We start from the raw sequence: 19,746 nt of genomic DNA on the forward strand, positions 1-19,746 counted from the left end.
ATAAGCTGCGTCTGAGAGCCATTATGAAAAGTTGCCTGCTGAACATCAAGGCTGCCGCTTTTTCACCGCCAGGGCAAACGCGCTTCGAATCGGGCGGATAAGAGCGAGCGCCGCCCGCGTCGGGCGAAAACCTGGGTTAATGCGCATGACGTTATCAGGCCGCGCGCTAAAAGCCTAACGGATCCCTGCCTGATAGTTAACCTGTGCGAGACGCTACGCAAAAAGCGCTCAGCTGTAGCAGAATGCCAGCCGATCCAGCAGCAGCGCTTCGCCCGCCAGCGCCAGGCAGGGGCCGAAAGGCAAGGGCAGATGCAGCGGACGCTGCATACAAAGGCGCGCCAGCAGCGCGGCGCTTAAACCGGCACAGGATGCGATCAGCAGCAGCAGGGGAAGCGACTGCCAGCCCAGCCAGGCGCCTAGCGCGGCCAGCAGCATGGCGTCGCCGCCGCCCAGCGCCTCCCGATGGCGGAACAAGCGCCAGGCCCAGGCCAGCAGGCGGAACAGCAGATAGCCGCTGGCGGCGCCGGCGATCGCCTCCGCCGGTCTGCTATGCGGCAGAACGCCGCAGGCGTGAAACAGCAGCCCGAGCCAGAGCAACGGCAGGGTCAGCGCATCGGGCAGCAGCTGGACGCGCAGGTCGATCAGCGACAGCGCCAGCAAAAAGCCGCTCATCACCAGCGCCGCCAGCAGCGTGCCGTTCCACGGCAGCCGCCAGGCGAGCAGCAGGCTTATCGCCAGCGCGGCGAGCTCGATCGCCGGATAACGCCATGGAATGGGACGACGGCAGCGGCGGCAGCGGCCGCGCAGCCTTAGCCAGCTAAGCAGCGGAAGGCAGTCGCCTGCGCGCACCGGCGTTTTGCAGCGCGGGCAGTGCGATCGAGGCAGCAGCAGCGAAAAACCCGGCTGCGGCTGCAGCACCATCAGCGGCAGGCGATAAATCACCACGTTGAGAAAGCTGCCGACGCAGAGCGCGGCGGCGGCCAGCAGCAGCCAGCACAAAAGGTCATAGCTCATCGGCTTCGGTTCCTCTTCCTTGATGCGCCGGTTTGGCACGACCGGCTTAAGCGTCAGGATCTGCACGCACTCTATTCTTGTCCCGATTGTTGTACAGAGTAACCGATTGTTTTCCGGGAGTTTTGCGTACCGCGCCGCAGAGTGATCATGACACCGCGCAGCCGTTTACCGCTGCTGCTCGCGTCACTTCACAGCTATGCGCTGGCGCTATTTTTGCGTTTCACCCTGTCTATTCTGGGACTGAATGTTTACCATAATTTGTTACCTTCACTGCATGCTTATGGATATCAAATGCGTTTTAAGATCACCTTGCTTCCGCTTGTTGCCTTACTTGCCGCCTGCAGCAGTAAACCTGAATCCGCGCCGCAGGCTGCTACCCTGGCCGCGCCGAAAGGGGGCTTTCTGCTGGAACAGTCCCACGCCGTCCAGCCTGTGCTCGGCGACTTTGCCGGCAATCCGGCTGCCGAACAGTTTATCGACCAGATGGTGGAGAAGCATGGCTTCGACCGCCAGCAGCTGCACGCGGTTATCGGCCAGGCGAAACGGCTGGACTACGTGCTGCGCCTGATGGATCGCCAGGCGCCTTCCTATACGCCGCCCACCGGGCCCAACGGCGCCTGGAGCCGCTATCGCAAGCAGTTCATTACGCCGGACAACGTGCAGAACGGCGTCGCCTTCTGGAATCAGTATCAGGACGCCTTAACGCGCGCCCAGCAGATCTACGGCGTGCCGCCGGAGATCATCGTCGGCATTATCGGCGTGGAGACGCGCTGGGGCCGCGTCATGGGGAAAACGCGCATTCTCGACGCGCTCGCCACGCTGTCGTTTAACTATCCGCGCCGCGCCAGCTACTTCAGCAGCGAGCTGGAAACCTTTCTGCTGATGGCGCGTAACGAAGAGGACGATCCGCTGGATCTGAAGGGGTCGTTCGCCGGCGCGATGGGCTACGGCCAGTTTATGCCTTCTTCCTATCAGCAGTATGCAGTGGATTTCAACGGCGACGGCCACGTCAATTTGTGGGATCCGGTGGACGCCATCGGCAGCGTCGCGCACTACTTCCAGAAGCACGGCTGGCGCAGCGGAGAGGGCGTCGCCGTTCCCGCCAGCGGCCAGGCGCCGCTGCTGGAGAACGGCTTCAAAACCAGCTACACGCCGCAGATGCTGGCGGCGTCCGGCCTCTCTCCGCAGGGTTCGCTTGACGGCAATAGTCAGGTCAGCCTGCTGCGTCTGGATATGGGCACCAGCTATCAGTACTGGTACGGGCTGCCTAACTTCTACGTCATTACCCGCTACAACCACAGCACGCACTACGCGATGGCGGTATGGCAGCTGGGCGAGGCTGTTAGCAAAGCGCGCAGCGGCGCGATGTTCTGATAGTTGCCCTTATCAACAGTGCGGGTATATGATGGCGCCCCTCTGGCGTCATCATATCTGTTGTTTCAGGAGCTGTTATGCAATCACTTCCCGCATGTCCCCTTTGTCAGGCTGATTACAGCTGGCAGGATGGCGACAACCTCAACTGTCCCGCCTGCGGCCATATCTGGTCGCCGGGCGAAGGCGAAAGCACTGCGGATCGTCTTGTGGTGCGCGACGCCAACGGCAATCTGCTGGAGGATGGCGATACGGTGACCGTGATTAAAGATCTCAAAGTGAAGGGCAGCTCCTCCACGCTGAAGATCGGCACCCGCGTGAAAGGGATCCGTCTGGTCGAGGGCGATCATAATATCGACTGCAAGATCGATGGTTTCGGCCCGATGAAGTTGAAATCGGAGTTCGTGAAGCGCGGATAACGCAGGCGGGCGCGTCGCGCCCGCATCAGCGCCTTAGTCAAACAGCCGGTCGAGCGCCTCGCACTGCTCAGCGCTCAGCGCGCCCCCATAGTTGCGCGACTGGCTGGTCATCGAATCGAACCGGCGCGACACCGCGGTTTTAATGGTGGTGACGAAATCTTCTCCGATGGCGTAAATCGCCATCATCTTGCCGATGCGCTGTTGAATGCGCGTCAGCGCCGTCAGATCCTGCTCGCGCCACGCCTGCATCGCCGCGGCGAACAGCTCCGGCACGATGTTATTCAATCCTGAAATCACGCCCGCGCCGCCTGCCAGCAGGTTCGGCACCAGATATTCGTCATAGCCGGACAGCACGGCGAAATCGTCGCGCACCTTTTTCGTCTCTTCGATCAGCGCGCGATTATGTGAAAGGCAGTCGACCGTATCTTTTATGCCGATGAAATTAGGCAGTTCGGCCGCCAGCTCGCTGACCAGCGTCGGCGTCAAATCGCAGCCGGTGCGCGCCGGAAAATTATAGGCAAACCACCTGCCGCCGATCTGCTTGTCCAGCGCGCGGAAGTAGCTGAGCAGCTGACGCGGCGTCTGGCCGTAGTAGTAGGGCGGCAGCACCATCACCGCGTCGAAGTCGTTTTGCCAGGCGGCCTCGGCCAGCGCCAGCATATCCGGCACGCAGGTGCTAGAGATATTGGCGACCATGCTGAGCGGCGAAAGCTGCCGCGCCTCGCGGATCAACAACAGTCGCTCCTGCTGCGTCAGCGAGGCAAATTCGCCAATGCTGCCCATCAGCAGTAAGGTATTAATGCCTGATGCGTTTAGTCGGGCGAAGTGGCGACCCAGCGCGTCGATATCGGGCCCTCCTTGCGGCGTAAAAGGCGTAACGGAAGGGCACCACACGCCGGAAAATGCGGGTTGCGAGATCATAAACGCTCCTGAATGTGAAAAATGAAACACTGTTTTAACCTAATGCGCGGCGTGACGCTCTGCCAGCGCGACGCGTAGAATTGGGCAGCGCATCGCATTTTTCGCTTCACAGCGTATTCAGACTCACTCACACAGAGGCTCAAAATGCAGGACTGGGATCCCCAACTTTATCGACAGTTCGAATCGGAAAGGACGCGGCCTGCGCAAGAGCTGCTGGCGCGCATTCCGGTAACCGACGTGCGTTTCGCCACGGATTTAGGCTGCGGTCCGGGCAACAGCACCGAGCTGCTGGCTCACGCCTGGCCCGACGCGCAGATTACCGGGCTGGACAGCTCCGAGGCGATGCTGACGCAGGCGCGCGAACGGCTGCCGCACTGCACTTTTCTCAATGAGGATATTCGACGCTGGCGCGCCGCGCAGCCGCAGCAGGTGATTTACGCTAATGCTTCGCTGCAGTGGCTGGACGCGCACGACAGCCTGTTGCCGCAGCTGGCGAGCCAGCTGGAGAGCGGCGGCGCGCTGGCGATACAAATGCCGGATAATCTGCAGGAGCCTTCGCATCGTCTGATGCGCGAAGTCGCCGCCTGCGATCCCTGGCGTCAGCGTATCGGCGACGTAGAGCGGAAAAAGCCGCTCACCGGCGAGCGCTATTACGATCTGCTGGCGCAGGCGGGTTGCGAGGTGGATCTCTGGCGCACCACCTATTACCACGTGATGCCCGACGCGCAGGCGATCGTCCTGTGGCTGAAAGCGACCGGACTGCGGCCGTTTCTCCACGCGCTGGATCCTGACGAGCAGCCGCGCTTTCTGGAGCAGTATCATCAGGCGCTGCGGCTGGCCTATCCGCCGCGCGCCGACGGCCGCGTTTTGCTCGCCTTCCCGCGTCTTTTTATCGTAGCGGTGAAAAAGGGGAGATCGCGCTGAGAGGCAATGCGCAAAGCGGGCAGGCAATGCGCGGGACGGGTTGAAAAGATCCCGCTTCTGCACCATGTTCTCTTAACCGGGCTAAAAGGATGAGTGGCGATGAATGATATGGAATTGCAGCGCTTAAGTGCTGCAATAGGCGAACGCCTTAAGGCGAAAAGCGCGACGGTAACCTGCGCCGAGTCCTGTACGGGCGGCTGGATCGCCAAAGTATTTACCGACATCAGCGGCAGCTCCGCCTGGTTCGAGCGTGGTTTTGTGACCTACAGCAATGAGGCCAAACAGGAGATGGTGGGTGTCGCTGCGGCTTCGCTTGCCCAGCACGGCGCGGTGAGCGAAGCCGTGGTGCGCGAGATGGCGCAGGGCGCGCTGCGCGCTGCGCAGGCGGACTATGCGCTATCGGTCAGCGGCATCGCCGGACCGGACGGCGGCAGCGCCGAAAAACCGGTCGGCACCGTGTGGTTCGGCTTCGCGGCGCCAGGCGGAAAAGTAGTGGCGAAACGCCAGCAATTTCAAGGGGATCGCGAGGCAGTTCGTCGACAGTCCGTCGCCTTCGCGCTGCAGACATTACAAGACGATTTTTTGGCAAATTAAGCTTGATACTGTATGACTATACAGTATAATTAGCAGCAACAGAAAGCGAGCAGGCATTTGTAGCGTGCTTACCCCCGTATGAGTCAGGAGTAGAAATGGCAATTGACGAAAACAAACAGAAGGCTTTAGCTGCTGCGCTGGGCCAGATTGAGAAGCAATTCGGTAAAGGCTCCATCATGCGTCTGGGTGAAGACCGCTCAATGGACGTGGAAACCATTTCTACCGGTTCGCTTTCTCTGGATATCGCGCTGGGCGCCGGCGGTTTGCCGATGGGCCGTATGGTTGAAATTTATGGTCCGGAATCTTCTGGTAAAACGACGTTGACGCTGCAGGTGATCGCTTCAGCACAGCGCAAAGGCAAAACCTGTGCCTTTATCGATGCTGAACACGCGCTGGATCCGGTGTATGCCAAGAAGCTCGGCGTAGATATCGACAACCTGCTCTGTTCTCAGCCGGACACCGGCGAGCAGGCGCTGGAAATCTGTGACGCGCTGGCGCGTTCAGGCGCAGTGGACGTTATCATCGTCGACTCCGTTGCGGCGCTGACGCCGAAAGCGGAAATCGAAGGCGAGATCGGCGACTCTCACATGGGCCTTGCGGCGCGTATGATGAGCCAGGCGATGCGTAAGCTGGCGGGTAACCTGAAGCAGTCCAACACGCTGCTGATCTTCATCAACCAGATTCGTATGAAGATCGGCGTGATGTTCGGTAACCCGGAAACCACTACCGGCGGTAACGCGCTGAAGTTCTACGCTTCTGTTCGTCTTGATATCCGTCGTATCGGCGCGATTAAAGAGGGCGACGAAGTGGTCGGCAGCGAAACCCGCGTTAAAGTCGTGAAAAATAAAATCGCCGCGCCGTTTAAGCAGGCAGAGTTCCAGATCATGTACGGCGAAGGCATCAACACCTTCGGCGAGCTGGTCGACCTGGGCGTGAAGTACAAGCTGGTGGAAAAAGCGGGCGCCTGGTATAGCTACAACGGCGACAAGATTGGCCAGGGTAAAGCGAACGCCACCAATTTCCTTAAGGAAAACCCGGCGATCGCCAACGAGCTGGACGTTAAACTGCGCGAGATGCTGCTGAACAGCGCAAACGCCGAAGCGGGCGCCGCTAATGCGCCAGCAGGCGCGCTTGAAGACGCAGCCAGCGAGACGAACGAAGATTTCTAACCCTGTAACGGGAGTGGGCAATCCACTCCCGTTTTTCGTTTTACCGACCCTCTCTTTTCTTCCCCCTCGTTCTGCCGCCATAATCCCCTTCTGATTGAGCAAGGTGACCGCTATGACTGAACAACCGCAACCTAAGGAAATCGCTTTTCCGCGACTGCTCGACCGCGCTATGCGCATTCTGGCGCAGCGCGATCACAGCGAGGCTGAGCTGCGCAGAAAGCTGCAGCAGTCAGTGCAGCGAGCGGCCTTTATCCAGCAGAACGACCCTGAAATCATTACCGACGCGCAGCTGGATAAAGTCGTCGGCTGGTGCCAGGAAAACGGCTGGCTTAATGAGGCGCGCTTTACTGAGCGCTTTATCGAGAGCCGCAGCCGCAAAGGGTACGGCCCGCAGCGCATCCGGCTGGAGCTGGGGCAAAAAGGGATCGCGCGGCCAGAAATCGACATGGCGATGGAGGCCTGTGAGATTGACTGGGGCGCCTGCGCCGCGCAGCTGGCGGAGCGCAAATTCGGCCTTCCTTTGCCCACGGAATGGAAGGCAAAAGCCAAAGTTCAGCGCTTTTTGCAGGCAAAAGGCTTTTTCATGGAGGATATTCAATCCGTTTTCAGAAATTTTGATGAATGAAAGCCGCGCGGGGTTTTACTTCCCTGTGAAGAAAATTTATCTTATTCCCACTTTTTGTTCCACTGAACGGACAACTGCGCGGATGCGGCTTGTCTGACCGGACGGAACTTTCGTTAGCGTGATTCCAGGATATATATGAGCAAGAGCACTGCTGAGATCCGTCAAGCGTTTCTCGACTTTTTCCATAGCAAGGGACATCAGGTTGTAGCCAGCAGCTCCCTCGTACCGAATAACGACCCGACGCTGCTGTTCACCAACGCCGGCATGGTCCAGTTCAAGGACGTTTTTCTTGGGCAGGACAAGCGCAACTATTCGCGCGCGACCACGTCGCAGCGCTGCGTGCGTGCCGGCGGCAAGCACAACGATCTGGAAAACGTCGGTTATACCGCACGTCACCACACTTTCTTTGAAATGCTGGGCAACTTCAGCTTCGGCGACTATTTCAAGAAAGAGGCGATTGCTTATGCCTGGGAACTGCTGACGGGAGAAACCTGGTTCGCTCTGCCGAAAGAGCGTCTGTGGGTCACCGTTTATGAGACCGATGACGAAGCCTACGACATCTGGGCCAACGATATCGGCGTGCCGCGCGAGCGCATTATTCGTATCGGCGACAACAAAGGCAGCGCGTACGCCTCTGACAACTTCTGGCAGATGGGCGATACCGGTCCTTGCGGGCCGTGCAGCGAAATTTTCTACGATCATGGCGACCACATCTGGGGCGGACCGCCGGGAAGCCCGGAAGAAGATGGCGATCGCTATATCGAGATCTGGAATATCGTCTTCATGCAGTTCAACCGTCAGCCGGACGGCACCATGCTGCCGCTGCCGAAGCCGTCGGTCGATACCGGCATGGGCCTGGAGCGTATCTCCGCCGTGCTGCAGCACGTTAATTCCAACTATGAAATCGATCTGTTCGACAAACTGATCAAAGCGGTAGCCAACGTTACCGGCGCAACCGACCTCAGCAATAAGTCGCTGCGCGTTATCGCCGACCATATCCGTTCCTGCGCGTTTCTTATCGCCGACGGCGTTATTCCGTCGAACGAAAACCGCGGCTATGTACTGCGCCGCATCATTCGTCGCGCGGTGCGCCACGGCAATATGCTGGGCGCGAAAGAGGCGTTCTTCTACAAGCTGGTCGCCCCGCTAGTCGAGGTGATGGGCGCCGCAGGCGACGATCTTAAACGTCAGCAGAGCCAGGTGGAAACGGTACTCAAGACCGAAGAAGAGCAGTTCGCGAAAACGCTGGAGCGCGGTCTGGCGCTGCTGGACGACGAGCTGGCCAAACTGCAGGGCGATACGCTGGACGGCGAGACCGTCTTCCGTCTGTACGATACCTTCGGTTTTCCGGCCGATCTTACGGCCGACGTCTGCCGCGAGCGCAACCTGAAAATCGACGAAGCCGGCTTTGAAAAAGCGATGGAGCAGCAGCGCCAGCGCGCGCGCGAGGCCAGCGGTTTCGGCGCCGATTACAGCAACGTCATCAGCATCGATGCGGCTTCCGCTTTTAAAGGCTATGACCAGCTCGATCTGACGGCTAGCGTGAAGGCGATCTACGTTGACGGCGTCGCGGTAGAGGAAGTGGCCGCAGGTCAGGAAGCGGTCGTGGTGCTGGATGAAACGCCGTTTTATGGTGAGTCTGGCGGCCAGGTAGGCGATACGGGCCTGCTGAAAGGGAAGAATGCTGAATTTAGCGTCCAGGATACACAAAAATATGGCCAGGCTATCGGCCATATCGGTAAGCTGACGGCTGGTCATCTGCGTATCAACGATCGCGTTGAAGCGCAGGTTGATGAAGCGCGCCGCGCGCGTATTCGTCTGAACCACTCAGCAACGCATCTGCTGCACGCGGCGCTGCGTGAAGTTCTTGGCGAGCATGTGGCGCAGAAGGGCTCGCTGGTCAACGATAAGTACCTGCGTTTCGACTTCTCGCATTTTGAGGCGATGAAACCGCAGGAGATCCATCGGGTCGAAGAGATCGTCAATGCGCAGATCCGTCGTAACCTGCCAGTCGAAACCGAAGTGATGGATATCGACGCGGCAAAAGGCAAGGGCGCGATGGCGCTGTTCGGCGAGAAGTACGATCAGCGCGTGCGCGTACTGACCATGGGCGATTTCTCTATTGAACTGTGCGGCGGTACCCACGCTGCGCGCACCGGCGATATTGGCCTGTTCCGCATTTTAGGCGAATCCGGCACGGCCGCAGGCGTACGTCGTATCGAAGCCGTGACCGGCGAGGGCGCGCTGGCGCAGGTTGATGCGCAGAGCAGTCAGCTGAACGAAATCGCACAGCTGGTGAAAGCCAATAGCAGCAATCTGAACGACAAGGTGCGCGGACTGGTGGATCATGTGCGCGCGCTGGAAAAAGAGCTGCAGCAGCTGCGCGATCAGCAGGCTGCGCTTGAGAGCGCCTCTTTGAGCAGTAAGGCGATCGACATTCAAGGCGTGAAGCTGCTGGTTAGCGAACTGAGCAACGTAGAGCCGAAAATGTTGCGCACCATGGTAGACGATCTGAAAAATCAGCTAGGCTCGGCGGTGATTGTGCTGGCGACCGTAGCGGAAGGAAAAGTGTCGTTAATTGCAGGCGTAACCAAAGATCTCACTGACCGCGTAAAAGCGGGCGAGCTGGTGGGCGAGCTTGCGCAGCAGGTTGGCGGCAAAGGCGGCGGGCGTCCCGATATGGCGCAGGCCGGCGGCACCGATACGCAGGCGCTGAAAGGCGCGCTGGCGGGCGTTGAAAGCTGGGTCAGCAGCCGCCTGTAACGAAATAGAACAATGCATCGTGAAAAGCGCCAGAGCCTGAGGTTCCGGCGCTTTTTAATACGATGTGCATCAGGTAATGACAAAGTCAGGTTGATGTAGTGTATTTCGGCTAAACTAACTATCAGCAGAATGTATTGGCGTAGCGACGTACATTGGTGTATTTGTCATAGTCAATGTTCAGCGTTAAATGATGGATAATGCCGGGAGCCCAAACAGAGCCCGACTCTTTTAATCTTTCAAGGAGCAAAGAATGCTTATTCTAACTCGTCGAGTTGGTGAAACCCTCATGATTGGCGATGAGGTGACTGTAACGGTGCTGGGTGTGAAAGGTAACCAGGTTCGTATTGGTGTGAACGCGCCAAAAGAGGTCTCAGTGCATCGCGAAGAGATTTATCAGCGCATTCAGGCCGAAAAAACTCAGCAAACGAGTTACTAACGGATTCAGCGCCTCGCAGGCTTCTGCGAGGCGCGACCGCTTTTCCGCTTTACACCTCTTTTCTTCCCGCTTCGTCTTGTTTTTCTCCCGCTCCGTCTTTGTGATTATTTTCCTGTCCGCTCGCTTTTACTGTTGATAATTCACTCTTTTTGTCGGCAAATTACGCCAATTGAGCGTCATTTGTGCAAACGATCGAGCGGTGGGAAAAATTGTTTGACTTATAAGTGCGGGAAAGTAATATGTGCGCCACGCAGTGCCGATGAGCAGATACAACGTTCAGACGCACGGTTCGGAAGAACGCGTAAGGTGAGGTGGCCGAGAGGCTGAAGGCGCTCCCCTGCTAAGGGAGTATGCGGTCAAAAGCTGCATCCGGGGTTCGAATCCCCGCCTCACCGCCATTTTCCGATGCATCCGTAGCTCAGCTGGATAGAGTACTCGGCTACGAACCGAGCGGTCGGAGGTTCGAATCCTCCCGGATGCACCATATCTTCGGATATGGAAAGAGTGCCCCGAACTGACATGGCATCGAGTATCGCCAGGCAGTACGAGGGAGGAAAACGTTGCATTAGCAACGGCCCGCAGGGCGAGGCGAAAGCCGAGTAATCCTCCCGGATGCACCATCTTTTAAAGATGCGGAATAAAAAAGTAAGTGAAAGAGTCGTTCCTTTCTCGGTGAGTTGTTAGCACCCTGCGTTGTACAAGAATTATCTATGCATCCGTAGCTCAGCTGGATAGAGTACTCGGCTACGAACCGAGCGGTCGGAGGTTCGAATCCTCCCGGATGCACCATATCTCTGGATATGGGCAAGGTCTCAGGCGAGACGCGATAATTCTGGCACTTCCTGGTTGTCTGATTTAATCCCTGTAAAACGATTTCCCGATGCATCCGTAGCTCAGCTGGATAGAGTACTCGGCTACGAACCGAGCGGTCGGAGGTTCGAATCCTCCCGGATGCACCATACTTTACGATATGAACAGTATGGGCAAGATGTCTCCACGCGAGGCGCGTATTTGTCGGCACTTCCTGATTATCTGATTTACTCCCCTGCAAAATGCTTTCCCGATGCATCCGTAGCTCAGCTGGATAGAGTACTCGGCTACGAACCGAGCGGTCGGAGGTTCGAATCCTCCCGGATGCACCATACTTCACGATAGTAAATTCCCCCAAGCTGATATGGCCAGGCTCAATGCCAGACAGCATCAGGGAGGAAAATGTTGCATGAGCAACGGCCCGTAGGGCGAGGCGAAAGCCGAGTAATCCTCCCGGATGCACCATTTTTCTCGATATCAACAGCGGCATTACCCTCCCTCATTTTCCGTCTATACCCTTTTTCAATCCGCTTAATTCTCTTTTCTTACTTACCATTCACGCCTTTAACAAAACCCAAACCCACTGAAATTTCCGGCAATTATCTCCGGCATCGCGCGATCACCTTTTTCTGAAAAGAAAAATTGCTAATGCTTTCAAAGCATTTGCTGTTCATGTCCCCTGGCGACAACCTGGACGCATTAGGCTAAAGTAATGGCTCATTTGTTGGATGTCCGGAGTGACGATGTACGATCAATATGACGCACTGATTTTCGATATGGACGGCACGATTCTCGATACCGAGCCGACACATCGAAAAGCGTGGCATCAGGTACTGGGACGATATGGACTGACGTTAGACGAATCGCAAATGGTTGGTTTCAACGGCGCGCCTACCTGGCGACTTGCGCAATTTATTATCGAACAAAATCGCTCCTCTCAGGATCCGTATCAGCTGGCCGCCGAAAAAACCGCGGCGGTTAAGGCCATGCTGCTGGAAAACGTGCGTCCGCTTCCGCTGATGGAAGTGGTGAAAGCGTATCACGGCCGCCGTCCGATGGCGGTCGGCACTGGAAGCGAACACAGCATGGCGGATGCGCTGCTCAACCAGCTGGGCGTTCGCGAGCTGTTCACTGCGGTGGTGGGCGCCGACGACGTCGAGCGTCACAAACCCGAACCCGATACGTTTCTACGCTGCGCAGCGCTGATGGGCGTCGAACCCGCACGCTGCATAGTGTTCGAAGACGCCGATTTCGGCGTGCAGGCGGCGAAAGCGGCCGGTATGGATGTGGTTGACGTGCGCTTGCTGTGAGTGACGTTCTGGCGCTTGCTTCTCTGTTTGGCAGCAGCTTTCTCAGCGCCACCCTGTTACCGGGGAGTTCTGAGGCGCTGCTGATTGCGTTACTGGTTGCCAAAAAGGCTTCCGTTTTTGGATTGATTGTCGCTGCATCAGTGGGAAATACGCTGGGCGGAATAACCAATATTTTTCTTGGTCGCTTACTGCCGTTAAAACGGCAGGGGCGATGGCATGACACAGCAATAACGTGGTTGCACCGACTGGGACCTGCAGCGCTGTTGCTGAGCTGGCTGCCGATAATCGGCGACCTGCTCTGCGTGCTCGCAGGCTGGATGCGCTTTGCCTGGCTTCCGGTCCTGCTGTTTCTCGCCGTCGGGAAAACACTGCGTTATATCGTTATCGCGACCGCCACCTTACAGGGTTTGCAATGGTGGCATTGATTCGCACAGATTCGAGGCTAGGGTTAACATTATGCTGAACAAAAATAAATTACTGTCCCAGCGGGAGGTTAATGTGATCCCGGACGTATCTAAAGCGCTCTCCTGGCTGGAGGCGCATCCCAATGCCTTGAAAGGTATTGGTCGCGGTATTGAACGCGAAACGCTGCGCGTGAAGCCTGATGGTCATCTGGCGGAAAGCGGGCATCCCGAGTCGCTGGGATCGGCGCTGAAGCATGACTGGATTACCACCGACTTTGCGGAAACGCTACTCGAGTTCATCACGCCGGTAGATCAAAACATCGACCATATGCTGGCATTTCTGCGCGATATCCATCGCCATGTGGCGCGCGAGCTGGCTGAAGAGCGTATGTGGCCTTTCAGCATGCCTTGCCTGATCGACGACGCCGATCGCATCGAGCTGGCGCAGTACGGCAGCTCTAACATCGGACGCATGAAGACGCTCTATCGTCAGGGGCTGAAAAATCGCTACGGCGCGCTGATGCAGACCATCTCCGGCATCCACTATAACTTCTCGCTGCCGCTGAGCTTCTGGCAGGAGTGGGCGGACGTTAAAGATGCCGAAAGCGGCAAAGAGACCATCTCTGCCGGCTATTTGCGTCTGATCCGCAACTACTACCGTTACGGCTGGGTGATCCCTTATCTCTTCGGCGCCTCGCCGGCGATTAGCTCCAGCTTCCTGCAGGGACGCGAGAGCAAACTGCCGTTTGAAACTGACGGCAAAGATTCGCTGTGGCTGCCCTATGCGACATCGCTGCGCCTGAGCGATCTCGGCTACACCAATAAGTCGCAGAGCGGTCTCGGCATTACCTTCAACTCCCTTGAGGGATACGTTAAGGCGTTAAAAGCCGCCATTAAAACGCCGTCTGAAGAGTATGCCGCGATGGGCACGAAAGATGCGGACGGCAACTGGCTGCAGCTTAATACCAACGTACTGCAGATTGAGAACGAGCTGTACGCGCCGATCCGTCCGAAGCGCGTAACGCGCTCCGGCGAAGCGCCTTCCGATGCGCTGCTGCGCGGCGGCATCGAGTATATCGAAGTGCGCTCGCTCGACATCAACCCGTTCTCCGCAATCGGCGTCGACGCCAACCAGGTGCGTTTCCTCGATCTCTTCCTGATCTGGTGCACGCTGGCCGATGCGCCTGAAATGAGCGCCGACGAGCTGCTGTGTACGCGTAAAAACTGGAATCGCGTGGTGCTGGAAGGGCGCAAGCCGGACCAGAAAATTTCGGTCGGCTGCAGCGAAACTGAACATTCGCTGGTGGAAGTGGGTAAAGCGCTGTTTGCCGATCTGCATCGCGTGGCGGAAGTGCTCGACAGCAATCAGGGCAGCACGCAATATCAACAGGTGTGCGATCAACTGGTAGCGTCCTTTGACGATCCTGAGCTAACCTATTCGGCGCGCATTCTGCAGGCGATCAAAGCGAGCGGCGTTACTGATACCGGCATCGCTCTGGCGGAACAGTATCGTCATATGCTGTGCGAAGAGCCGCTGGAAGTGATTAGCGAAGAAGATTTTACGCGTCAGGCGCTGGAGTCGGTGGCGGCACAGAAGAAGCTGGAAGAGGGCGATACGCTCGATTTTGAGGCTTATCTTGCCAGTCGCGAAGGCTAGAAAAGAAAAAGGCCACATCAATGTGGCCAAATTAACATCTCTGTTGTCAGGGATGATGATAACAAATGCGCGTCTTTCATATATTCAGACGTTGGGCGAACAGAAAAGTTTCATCGTTTATAAAAAAATTTCAAAACAGGAGGTGACGTATGCCACTACTGGACAGTTTTACCGTTGACCATACCATTATGGCCGCGCCCGCAGTGCGTGTTGCGAAGACCATGAAAACTCCCCATGGCGATACCATCACCGTTTTTGACCTGCGTTTCTGCCGTCCCAATAAAGAGATCCTGACCGAGCGCGGTATCCATACGCTCGAGCATCTCTTCGCGGGCTTTATGCGTAATCACCTTAACGGCGACGGCGTAGAAATCGTGGACATCTCTCCAATGGGATGCCGCACCGGTTTCTACATGAGCCTGATCGGCACGCCGGACGAGCAGCGCGTCGCCAGCGCATGGAAAGGGGCAATGGAAGACGTTCTGAAGGTGAAGGATCAGAATCAGATCCCTGAGCTGAATGAATACCAGTGCGGCAGCTACAAGCTGCATTCGCTCGACGAAGCGCAGCAAATCGCGCGCAACGTGCTGGCGCATGATATCGGCGTGAACCGCAACGAAGATCTGAAGCTGCCGGCTGAAAAGCTGCAGGAGCTGCACATCTAGTCGTAGTTGGTTACGCGCAGTAAAAAAAAACGCCGCATTGTTGCGGCGTTTTTTATGGGCGGGCGTCGTCAGGAGCCGACAGAGGACTTCAGCGGCGTCTGCGGCGTAATGCGCACCTGCTTTACCATATTGTCCTGCACGTCAAGAATATCGACGGCGTAGTTCGCCAGCTCGACGCGGGTATTGATCTCGGGGATCTCCTCCAGCGCTTCCAGCAGCATGCCGTTAATGGTGCGCGCCTCCTGCTCTGGCAAATGCCAGTTAAACGCCTTGTTGATTTCCCGCACGTTGGCGCTGCCTTCCACCAGCACTGAACCGTCGTTCTGCGGCATAACTTCCTCCGCCAGCGTAGGGGACATTGACGTCGTAAAGTCGCCGACAATCTCTTCCAGGATATCCTCGATGGTTACCAAGCCTTTGATATCGCCATACTCATCCACCACCAGACCAACTTTCTTCTTGTTGCGCTGGAACTTCACCAGCTGAACATTCAGCGGCGTGCCTTCCGGTACGTAGTAGATCTCATCGGCGGCGCGCAGCAGGGTCTCTTTGTTGAACTCTTTCTTCTCGGTCATGGTGCGCCAGGCTTCGCGTACGCGCAGCATGCCGACGCAGTCGTCCAGCGAGTCGCGGAACAGCACGATGCGGCCGTGCGGCGAGTGGCTGAGCTGGCGCATCACCGACTTCCAGTCGTCGTTGATATTGATGCCGACGATTTCGTTGCGCGGCACCATAATGTCGTCAACGCTGACTTTTTCCAGATCGAGCACTGACAGCAGCATATCCTGATTGCGGCGCGACATCAGGCTGCGCGACTCGTAGACGATGGTGCGCAGCTCTTCTTTGCTCAGCGCCGAGCTGGCGGCGCCCTCGGTTTTCATGCCGGCCATACGCATCAGCAGGCGCGTGATGGTGTTCAGCAGCCAGACCAGCGGCGACATAACAATTTGCAGCGGGCCCAGCAGCATGCTGCTGGGAAAGGCGACCCGCTCGGGATAGAGCGCCGCCACGGTTTTCGGCAGCACCTCCGCAAACACCAGCACTACAAAGGTCAGGATGCCGGTCGCAATGGCGACGCCCTCATCGCCATGCAGGCGCATGCCCACGATGGTGGCGAGCGCGGAAGCCAGAATATTCACCAGGTTGTTGCCGATCAGCACCAGGCTGAGCAGGCGGTCGGGGCGGCGCAGCAGTTTTTCCACCCGGCGGGCGGCGCGGCTGCCGTTTTTCGCCTGATGGCGCAGCTTATAACGGTTAAGCGTCATCATGCCGGTTTCCGACCCGGCGAACCAGGCGGAAACCAGCACCATAACGACCAGAATGATAATGAGGGTGGTGGTTGAAACCTGTTCCAACGCAGAACTTCCTTTTGGTTAAGACGAGTGAGTCAGCAGATGCTGTAAGATACGACTGCCGAAGTAGGCCATAGTCAACAGCAGCGCGCCGCCGCAGTTGAACCACACAACGCGACGTCCGCGCCAGCCTTCATGATAGTGGCCCCAGAGCAAAACGATATAGACGAACCAGGCAAGAATCGACAGCACCGCTTTATCTACGTTCTCGGCGCTGAACAGGTTATGCATATAAAACAGACCGGTGCAGAGCACCAGCGTCAGCAGCACGACGCCAACCTGAGTGATATGAAACATTTTGCGCTCGATGCTCAGCAGCGGCGGCATATCCTGGGTGAAGGTCAGCTTTTTGTTTTTCAGCTGATAGTCGATCCACGCCAGCTGCAGCGCGTAGAGCGCGGCGATAATCAGCGTCGCGTAGGCGAACAGCGACAGGCCGATATGGATCATCATGCCTGGGGTGGTTTCAAGATGGGTGATAAAGGCATTGGGCACAAAGGTGGCGAAAGCCAGATTGATCAGGGCGAAGCTGTAGACGATCGGCAGCAGCAGCCAGCCGCGGTTGCGCGAGGCGACGATAGTCATAATGGCGCAGATAAGCAGGCTCACCAGCGAGCCGATATTCAGCAGGCTGAGGTTCTGCCCGCTGTCGACGGCGAAGATGCGCTGCTGCAGCGCCACGGCGTGCGCCACCAGCGCGAAACAGGCGGAAAGCACCGCCATTCGCCGCCAGCCGCTATTGCGCTTCAACAGGCTGGGAATAATCAGTGCAATACTCAGAGAGTAGGCGAACAGCGCCAGGAGCGAGAAAACGGACATAGATCCTTACAGGTATCAGCGAGATGAAAGGAAAAAGGCAGTATAGCGCCAGCCGTAGCCGCCTCCAACCGATCTGAGGCGCAATAGCAGAGATCGTTGCAGCTTCGTGTTATAATCCGCCGCATTATGCCGATCAGGCGCCTCGCGATTTTTTTTGAGTGAGAGACAATGTTTGACAATTTAACCGATCGTTTGTCGCAAACCCTGCGCAATATCAGCGGCCGCGGAAGGCTGACAGAAGACAACATCAAAGACACGCTGCGCGAAGTGCGCATGGCGCTGCTGGAAGCGGACGTTGCGCTGCCGGTGGTGCGCGACTTTATCAACCGCGTCAAAGAGAGCGCGGTGGGTCACGACGTCAACAAAAGCCTGACGCCGGGCCAGGAGTTTATCAAAATCGTGCGCAACGAGCTGGTTGCGGCGATGGGCGCGGAGAACAACGCGCTTAACCTGGCCGCGCAGCCGCCGGCCGTGGTGCTGATGGCGGGTCTGCAGGGCGCGGGTAAAACCACCAGCGTCGGCAAACTGGGTAAATTCCTGCGTGAAAAGCACAAGAAGAAAGTGCTGGTCGTCTCTGCGGACGTTTATCGTCCGGCGGCGATCAAACAGCTTGAGACGCTGGCGCAGCAGGTCGGCGTCGATTTTTGCCCATCCGATCTGAGCCAGAAACCGGTCGACATCGTTAAGAACGCGCTGAAAGAAGCGAAGCTGCAGTTCTACGACGTGCTGCTGGTGGATACCGCCGGCCGTCTGCACGTCGACGAAGCGATGATGGATGAGATCAAACAGGTGCACGCCGCGATCAATCCTGTCGAAACGCTGTTCGTGGTCGACGCCATGACCGGTCAGGATGCGGCGAACACGGCGAAAGCCTTTAACGAAGCGCTGCCCCTGACCGGCGTCATTCTGACGAAGGTCGACGGCGACGCGCGCGGCGGCGCGGCGCTGTCGATTCGTCATATCACCGGCAAACCGATCAAGTTTATGGGCGTCGGCGAGAAGACAGAGGCGCTGGAGCCGTTCTATCCCGATCGTATTGCCTCGCGTATTCTCGGCATGGGCGACGTGCTGTCGCTGATCGAGGATATCGAGAGCAAGGTTGACCGCGATCAGGCGGAAAAGCTGGCGAAAAAACTCAAAACCGGCGACGGCTTCGACCTCAACGACTTTCTCGAGCAGCTTAAGCAGATGCGCAACATGGGCGGCATGGCGAGCCTGATGGGCAAACTGCCGGGCATGGGTCAGCTGCCGGACAACGTGAAGTCGCAGATGGACGATAAGGTGCTGGTGCGTATGGAGGCGATTATCAACTCCATGACGCGTAAAGAGCGCGAAAAGCCGGAGATTATCAAAGGCTCGCGCAAACGCCGCATCGCCACCGGCGCCGGCATGCAGGTGCAGGACGTCAACCGCTTGCTGAAGCAGTTCGACGATATGCAGCGCATGATGAAGAAAATGAAGAAGGGCGGCATGGCGAAAATGATGCGCGGTATGAAAGGCATGATGCCCCCAGGATTCCCCGGACGCTAAGCGTTCGGCAATAAAAGCCCGAAAGGTTGGCCTCACAGGTTGCTTTTTGCGCCGAAATGAGTAAAATTTTCGGGCTTTTTATATTGCACCCGGGCCCCGTTCCCTCAATGGGGCCCGGTTGTTTTATTAACTTAAGAGGATGTTATGGTAACAATTCGTTTGGCACGTCACGGCGCTAAAAAGCGTCCGTTCTATCAGGTCGTCGTTACTGACAGCCGCAATGCACGTAACGGTCGCTTCATCGAGCGCGTAGGCTTCTTCAACCCGATCGCTTCTGGTCAGGCTGAATCACTGCGTCTGGATCTGGACCGCATCGAGCACTGGGTTGGCCAGGGCGCAACGCTTTCCGATCGCGTTAACGCGCTGATCAAAGAAGCAAAAAAAGCAGCTTAATCTGTCACGGTGGTGAGCATGAGCAAAGAAGTTGCCGCACAGCCTCCCGTTAAGCCCCTTGTGTTGGGCAAAATGGGCGCTGCCTACGGCATACGTGGCTGGCTCAAAGTGTTTTCCTCCACCGAAGCGGCCGAAAGTATCTTCGACTACCAACCCTGGTTCATTCAGCGCGCCGGTAAATGGCAGCAGGTTGAGCTGGAAAGTTGGCGGCATCACAATCAGGACCTGATCATCAAAGTCAAAGGCATTGACGATCGGGACGCGGCGACGCAGTTGACCAATTGCGAAATTACGGTCGACTCGGCGCAGCTGCCGGCGCTGGATGACGGCGATTACTACTGGAAAGACCTGATGGGTCTCCAGGTAGTCAACGTTGACGGCTACGAGATGGGCAAAGTCATCGATATGATGGAGACCGGCTCGAACGACGTTCTCGTCGTTAAGGCGAACCTGAAAGATGCGTTCGGTGTGAAGGAGCGGTTAATACCGTTTCTTGATGAACAGGTTATCAAGAAAGTCGATCTCGCTACTGGCGTCATTGAAGTAGACTGGGATCCTGGTTTTTGATCT

19 protein-coding genes and 5 tRNA genes are annotated in these 19,746 nt (G+C 57.2%); 20 read left to right on the forward strand and 4 right to left on the reverse strand.

Annotated elements, in window-relative coordinates:
* Positions 1-228 precede the first annotated feature (228 nt).
* A complete protein-coding gene (locus AC6I7Z_RS03930; protein WP_497813224.1) occupies positions 229-1,014 on the reverse strand; it encodes a prepilin peptidase in 786 nt (261 codons plus the stop codon).
* Positions 1,015-1,305: 291 nt separating this feature from the next.
* Here AC6I7Z_RS03930 and mltB point away from each other — a divergent pair, with 291 nt between their 5' ends.
* Together mltB and AC6I7Z_RS03940 are read left to right on the forward strand one after the other, a co-directional pair.
* Positions 1,306-2,388 (forward strand): lytic murein transglycosylase B, encoded by a 1,083-nt coding sequence (gene mltB, locus AC6I7Z_RS03935; protein WP_497813225.1) that lies wholly within the window; start codon positions 1,306-1,308, stop codon positions 2,386-2,388.
* Positions 2,389-2,465: 77 nt separating this feature from the next.
* Positions 2,466-2,804 carry a zinc ribbon domain-containing protein YjdM gene (locus tag AC6I7Z_RS03940; RefSeq protein ID WP_033752063.1) on the forward strand — a complete coding sequence of 113 codons (339 nt, stop codon included), beginning with the start codon at positions 2,466-2,468 and terminating at the stop codon, positions 2,802-2,804.
* 33 nt (positions 2,805-2,837) lie between these two features.
* Here AC6I7Z_RS03940 and AC6I7Z_RS03945 read toward each other — a convergent pair whose 3' ends face one another.
* On the reverse strand, positions 2,838-3,725 hold the full coding sequence (locus AC6I7Z_RS03945) for a dihydrodipicolinate synthase family protein (RefSeq protein ID WP_497813226.1): 888 nt from the start codon (positions 3,723-3,725) through the stop codon (positions 2,838-2,840).
* Positions 3,726-3,869: 144 nt separating this feature from the next.
* Between AC6I7Z_RS03945 and tam the strand changes: the two genes are divergently transcribed.
* The 15 genes from tam (at position 3,870) to luxS (ending at position 15,082) form a co-directional block, all read left to right on the forward strand.
* Complete coding sequence (gene tam, locus AC6I7Z_RS03950; protein WP_497813227.1) at positions 3,870-4,649, forward strand: trans-aconitate 2-methyltransferase; 780 nt, start codon at positions 3,870-3,872, stop codon at positions 4,647-4,649.
* Between the two features lie 99 nt (positions 4,650-4,748).
* Positions 4,749-5,243 (forward strand): nicotinamide-nucleotide amidase, encoded by a 495-nt coding sequence (pncC, locus tag AC6I7Z_RS03955; protein ID WP_497813228.1) that lies wholly within the window; start codon positions 4,749-4,751, stop codon positions 5,241-5,243.
* A 95-nt stretch (positions 5,244-5,338) separates the two neighbouring features.
* On the forward strand, positions 5,339-6,412 hold the full coding sequence (gene recA / locus AC6I7Z_RS03960; RefSeq protein WP_033752052.1) for a recombinase RecA: 1,074 nt from the start codon (positions 5,339-5,341) through the stop codon (positions 6,410-6,412).
* 112 nt (positions 6,413-6,524) lie between these two features.
* Positions 6,525-7,037 carry a regulatory protein RecX gene (locus AC6I7Z_RS03965; protein WP_497813229.1) on the forward strand — a complete coding sequence of 171 codons (513 nt, stop codon included), beginning with the start codon at positions 6,525-6,527 and terminating at the stop codon, positions 7,035-7,037.
* A gap of 135 nt (positions 7,038-7,172) precedes the next feature.
* Positions 7,173-9,800 carry an alanine--tRNA ligase gene (gene alaS / locus AC6I7Z_RS03970; RefSeq protein WP_497813230.1) on the forward strand — a complete coding sequence of 876 codons (2,628 nt, stop codon included), beginning with the start codon at positions 7,173-7,175 and terminating at the stop codon, positions 9,798-9,800.
* 250 nt (positions 9,801-10,050) lie between these two features.
* Complete coding sequence (csrA, locus tag AC6I7Z_RS03975; RefSeq protein WP_004155916.1) at positions 10,051-10,236, forward strand: carbon storage regulator CsrA; 186 nt, start codon at positions 10,051-10,053, stop codon at positions 10,234-10,236.
* A 305-nt stretch (positions 10,237-10,541) separates the two neighbouring features.
* Positions 10,542-10,634, forward strand: a tRNA-Ser gene (locus AC6I7Z_RS03980).
* A gap of 9 nt (positions 10,635-10,643) precedes the next feature.
* Positions 10,644-10,720: transfer RNA gene (locus tag AC6I7Z_RS03985), tRNA-Arg, on the forward strand.
* A 228-nt stretch (positions 10,721-10,948) separates the two neighbouring features.
* Positions 10,949-11,025, forward strand: a tRNA-Arg gene (locus AC6I7Z_RS03990).
* A 93-nt stretch (positions 11,026-11,118) separates the two neighbouring features.
* Positions 11,119-11,195, forward strand: a tRNA-Arg gene (locus tag AC6I7Z_RS03995).
* Between the two features lie 106 nt (positions 11,196-11,301).
* Positions 11,302-11,378 (forward strand) — tRNA-Arg (locus AC6I7Z_RS04000).
* Between the two features lie 411 nt (positions 11,379-11,789).
* Entirely contained in the window at positions 11,790-12,356 is a 567-nt protein-coding gene (gene yqaB / locus AC6I7Z_RS04005) for a fructose-1-phosphate/6-phosphogluconate phosphatase (protein ID WP_497813231.1), read from the forward strand.
* Positions 12,353-12,781, forward strand: coding sequence for a YqaA family protein (locus AC6I7Z_RS04010; protein ID WP_497813232.1), 429 nt, complete (start codon positions 12,353-12,355; stop codon positions 12,779-12,781). The genes yqaB and AC6I7Z_RS04010 overlap by 4 nt, the downstream gene beginning before the upstream one ends.
* A gap of 31 nt (positions 12,782-12,812) precedes the next feature.
* Complete coding sequence (gshA, locus tag AC6I7Z_RS04015) at positions 12,813-14,417, forward strand: glutamate--cysteine ligase (RefSeq protein WP_497813233.1); 1,605 nt, start codon at positions 12,813-12,815, stop codon at positions 14,415-14,417.
* Between the two features lie 149 nt (positions 14,418-14,566).
* Positions 14,567-15,082, forward strand: a complete 516-nt coding sequence (gene luxS, locus AC6I7Z_RS04020) for an S-ribosylhomocysteine lyase (protein ID WP_033752034.1) — start codon at positions 14,567-14,569, stop codon at positions 15,080-15,082.
* Between the two features lie 68 nt (positions 15,083-15,150).
* Here the strand turns inward: luxS and AC6I7Z_RS04025 are convergent, their stop codons facing one another.
* Positions 15,151-16,437, reverse strand: coding sequence for an HlyC/CorC family transporter (locus tag AC6I7Z_RS04025; protein WP_497813234.1), 1,287 nt, complete (start codon positions 16,435-16,437; stop codon positions 15,151-15,153).
* Positions 16,438-16,455: 18 nt separating this feature from the next.
* Positions 16,456-17,253 (reverse strand): cytochrome C assembly family protein, encoded by a 798-nt coding sequence (locus tag AC6I7Z_RS04030; protein WP_497813235.1) that lies wholly within the window; start codon positions 17,251-17,253, stop codon positions 16,456-16,458.
* Between the two features lie 168 nt (positions 17,254-17,421).
* Here AC6I7Z_RS04030 and ffh point away from each other — a divergent pair, with 168 nt between their 5' ends.
* From ffh to rimM, 3 genes are all read left to right on the forward strand, one after another.
* The gene (gene ffh, locus AC6I7Z_RS04035; protein WP_033752026.1) at positions 17,422-18,783 is read left to right on the forward strand and encodes a signal recognition particle protein; all 1,362 of its coding nucleotides are present in this window, start codon (positions 17,422-17,424) and stop codon (positions 18,781-18,783) included.
* A 144-nt stretch (positions 18,784-18,927) separates the two neighbouring features.
* Positions 18,928-19,176, forward strand: a complete 249-nt coding sequence (rpsP, locus tag AC6I7Z_RS04040) for a 30S ribosomal protein S16 (RefSeq protein ID WP_033791972.1) — start codon at positions 18,928-18,930, stop codon at positions 19,174-19,176.
* 18 nt (positions 19,177-19,194) lie between these two features.
* Positions 19,195-19,743 carry a ribosome maturation factor RimM gene (gene rimM / locus AC6I7Z_RS04045; protein WP_497813236.1) on the forward strand — a complete coding sequence of 183 codons (549 nt, stop codon included), beginning with the start codon at positions 19,195-19,197 and terminating at the stop codon, positions 19,741-19,743.
* The last annotated feature ends 3 nt before the right edge of the window (positions 19,744-19,746 follow it).

This window comes from Pantoea sp. X-Soil-MYKO-1289 (genome assembly GCF_059730625.1).

Excerpts from the sequence above, each read along its gene's own strand:
- AC6I7Z_RS03930 (WP_497813224.1), bottom strand. The coding sequence starts at position 1,014 with ATGAGCTATGACCTTTTGTGCTGGCTGCTGCTGGCCGCCGCCGCGCTC.
- mltB (WP_497813225.1), top strand. The coding sequence starts at position 1,306 with ATGCGTTTTAAGATCACCTTGCTTCCGCTTGTTGCCTTACTTGCCGCC.
- AC6I7Z_RS03940 (WP_033752063.1), top strand. The coding sequence starts at position 2,466 with ATGCAATCACTTCCCGCATGTCCCCTTTGTCAGGCTGATTACAGCTGG.
- AC6I7Z_RS03945 (WP_497813226.1), bottom strand. The coding sequence starts at position 3,725 with ATGATCTCGCAACCCGCATTTTCCGGCGTGTGGTGCCCTTCCGTTACG.
- tam (WP_497813227.1), top strand. The coding sequence starts at position 3,870 with ATGCAGGACTGGGATCCCCAACTTTATCGACAGTTCGAATCGGAAAGG.
- pncC (WP_497813228.1), top strand. The coding sequence starts at position 4,749 with ATGAATGATATGGAATTGCAGCGCTTAAGTGCTGCAATAGGCGAACGC.
- recA (WP_033752052.1), top strand. The coding sequence starts at position 5,339 with ATGGCAATTGACGAAAACAAACAGAAGGCTTTAGCTGCTGCGCTGGGC.
- AC6I7Z_RS03965 (WP_497813229.1), top strand. The coding sequence starts at position 6,525 with ATGACTGAACAACCGCAACCTAAGGAAATCGCTTTTCCGCGACTGCTC.
- alaS (WP_497813230.1), top strand. The coding sequence starts at position 7,173 with ATGAGCAAGAGCACTGCTGAGATCCGTCAAGCGTTTCTCGACTTTTTC.
- csrA (WP_004155916.1), top strand. The coding sequence starts at position 10,051 with ATGCTTATTCTAACTCGTCGAGTTGGTGAAACCCTCATGATTGGCGAT.
- yqaB (WP_497813231.1), top strand. The coding sequence starts at position 11,790 with ATGTACGATCAATATGACGCACTGATTTTCGATATGGACGGCACGATT.
- gshA (WP_497813233.1), top strand. The coding sequence starts at position 12,813 with ATGCTGAACAAAAATAAATTACTGTCCCAGCGGGAGGTTAATGTGATC.
- luxS (WP_033752034.1), top strand. The coding sequence starts at position 14,567 with ATGCCACTACTGGACAGTTTTACCGTTGACCATACCATTATGGCCGCG.
- AC6I7Z_RS04030 (WP_497813235.1), bottom strand. The coding sequence starts at position 17,253 with ATGTCCGTTTTCTCGCTCCTGGCGCTGTTCGCCTACTCTCTGAGTATT.
- ffh (WP_033752026.1), top strand. The coding sequence starts at position 17,422 with ATGTTTGACAATTTAACCGATCGTTTGTCGCAAACCCTGCGCAATATC.
- rpsP (WP_033791972.1), top strand. The coding sequence starts at position 18,928 with ATGGTAACAATTCGTTTGGCACGTCACGGCGCTAAAAAGCGTCCGTTC.
- rimM (WP_497813236.1), top strand. The coding sequence starts at position 19,195 with ATGAGCAAAGAAGTTGCCGCACAGCCTCCCGTTAAGCCCCTTGTGTTG.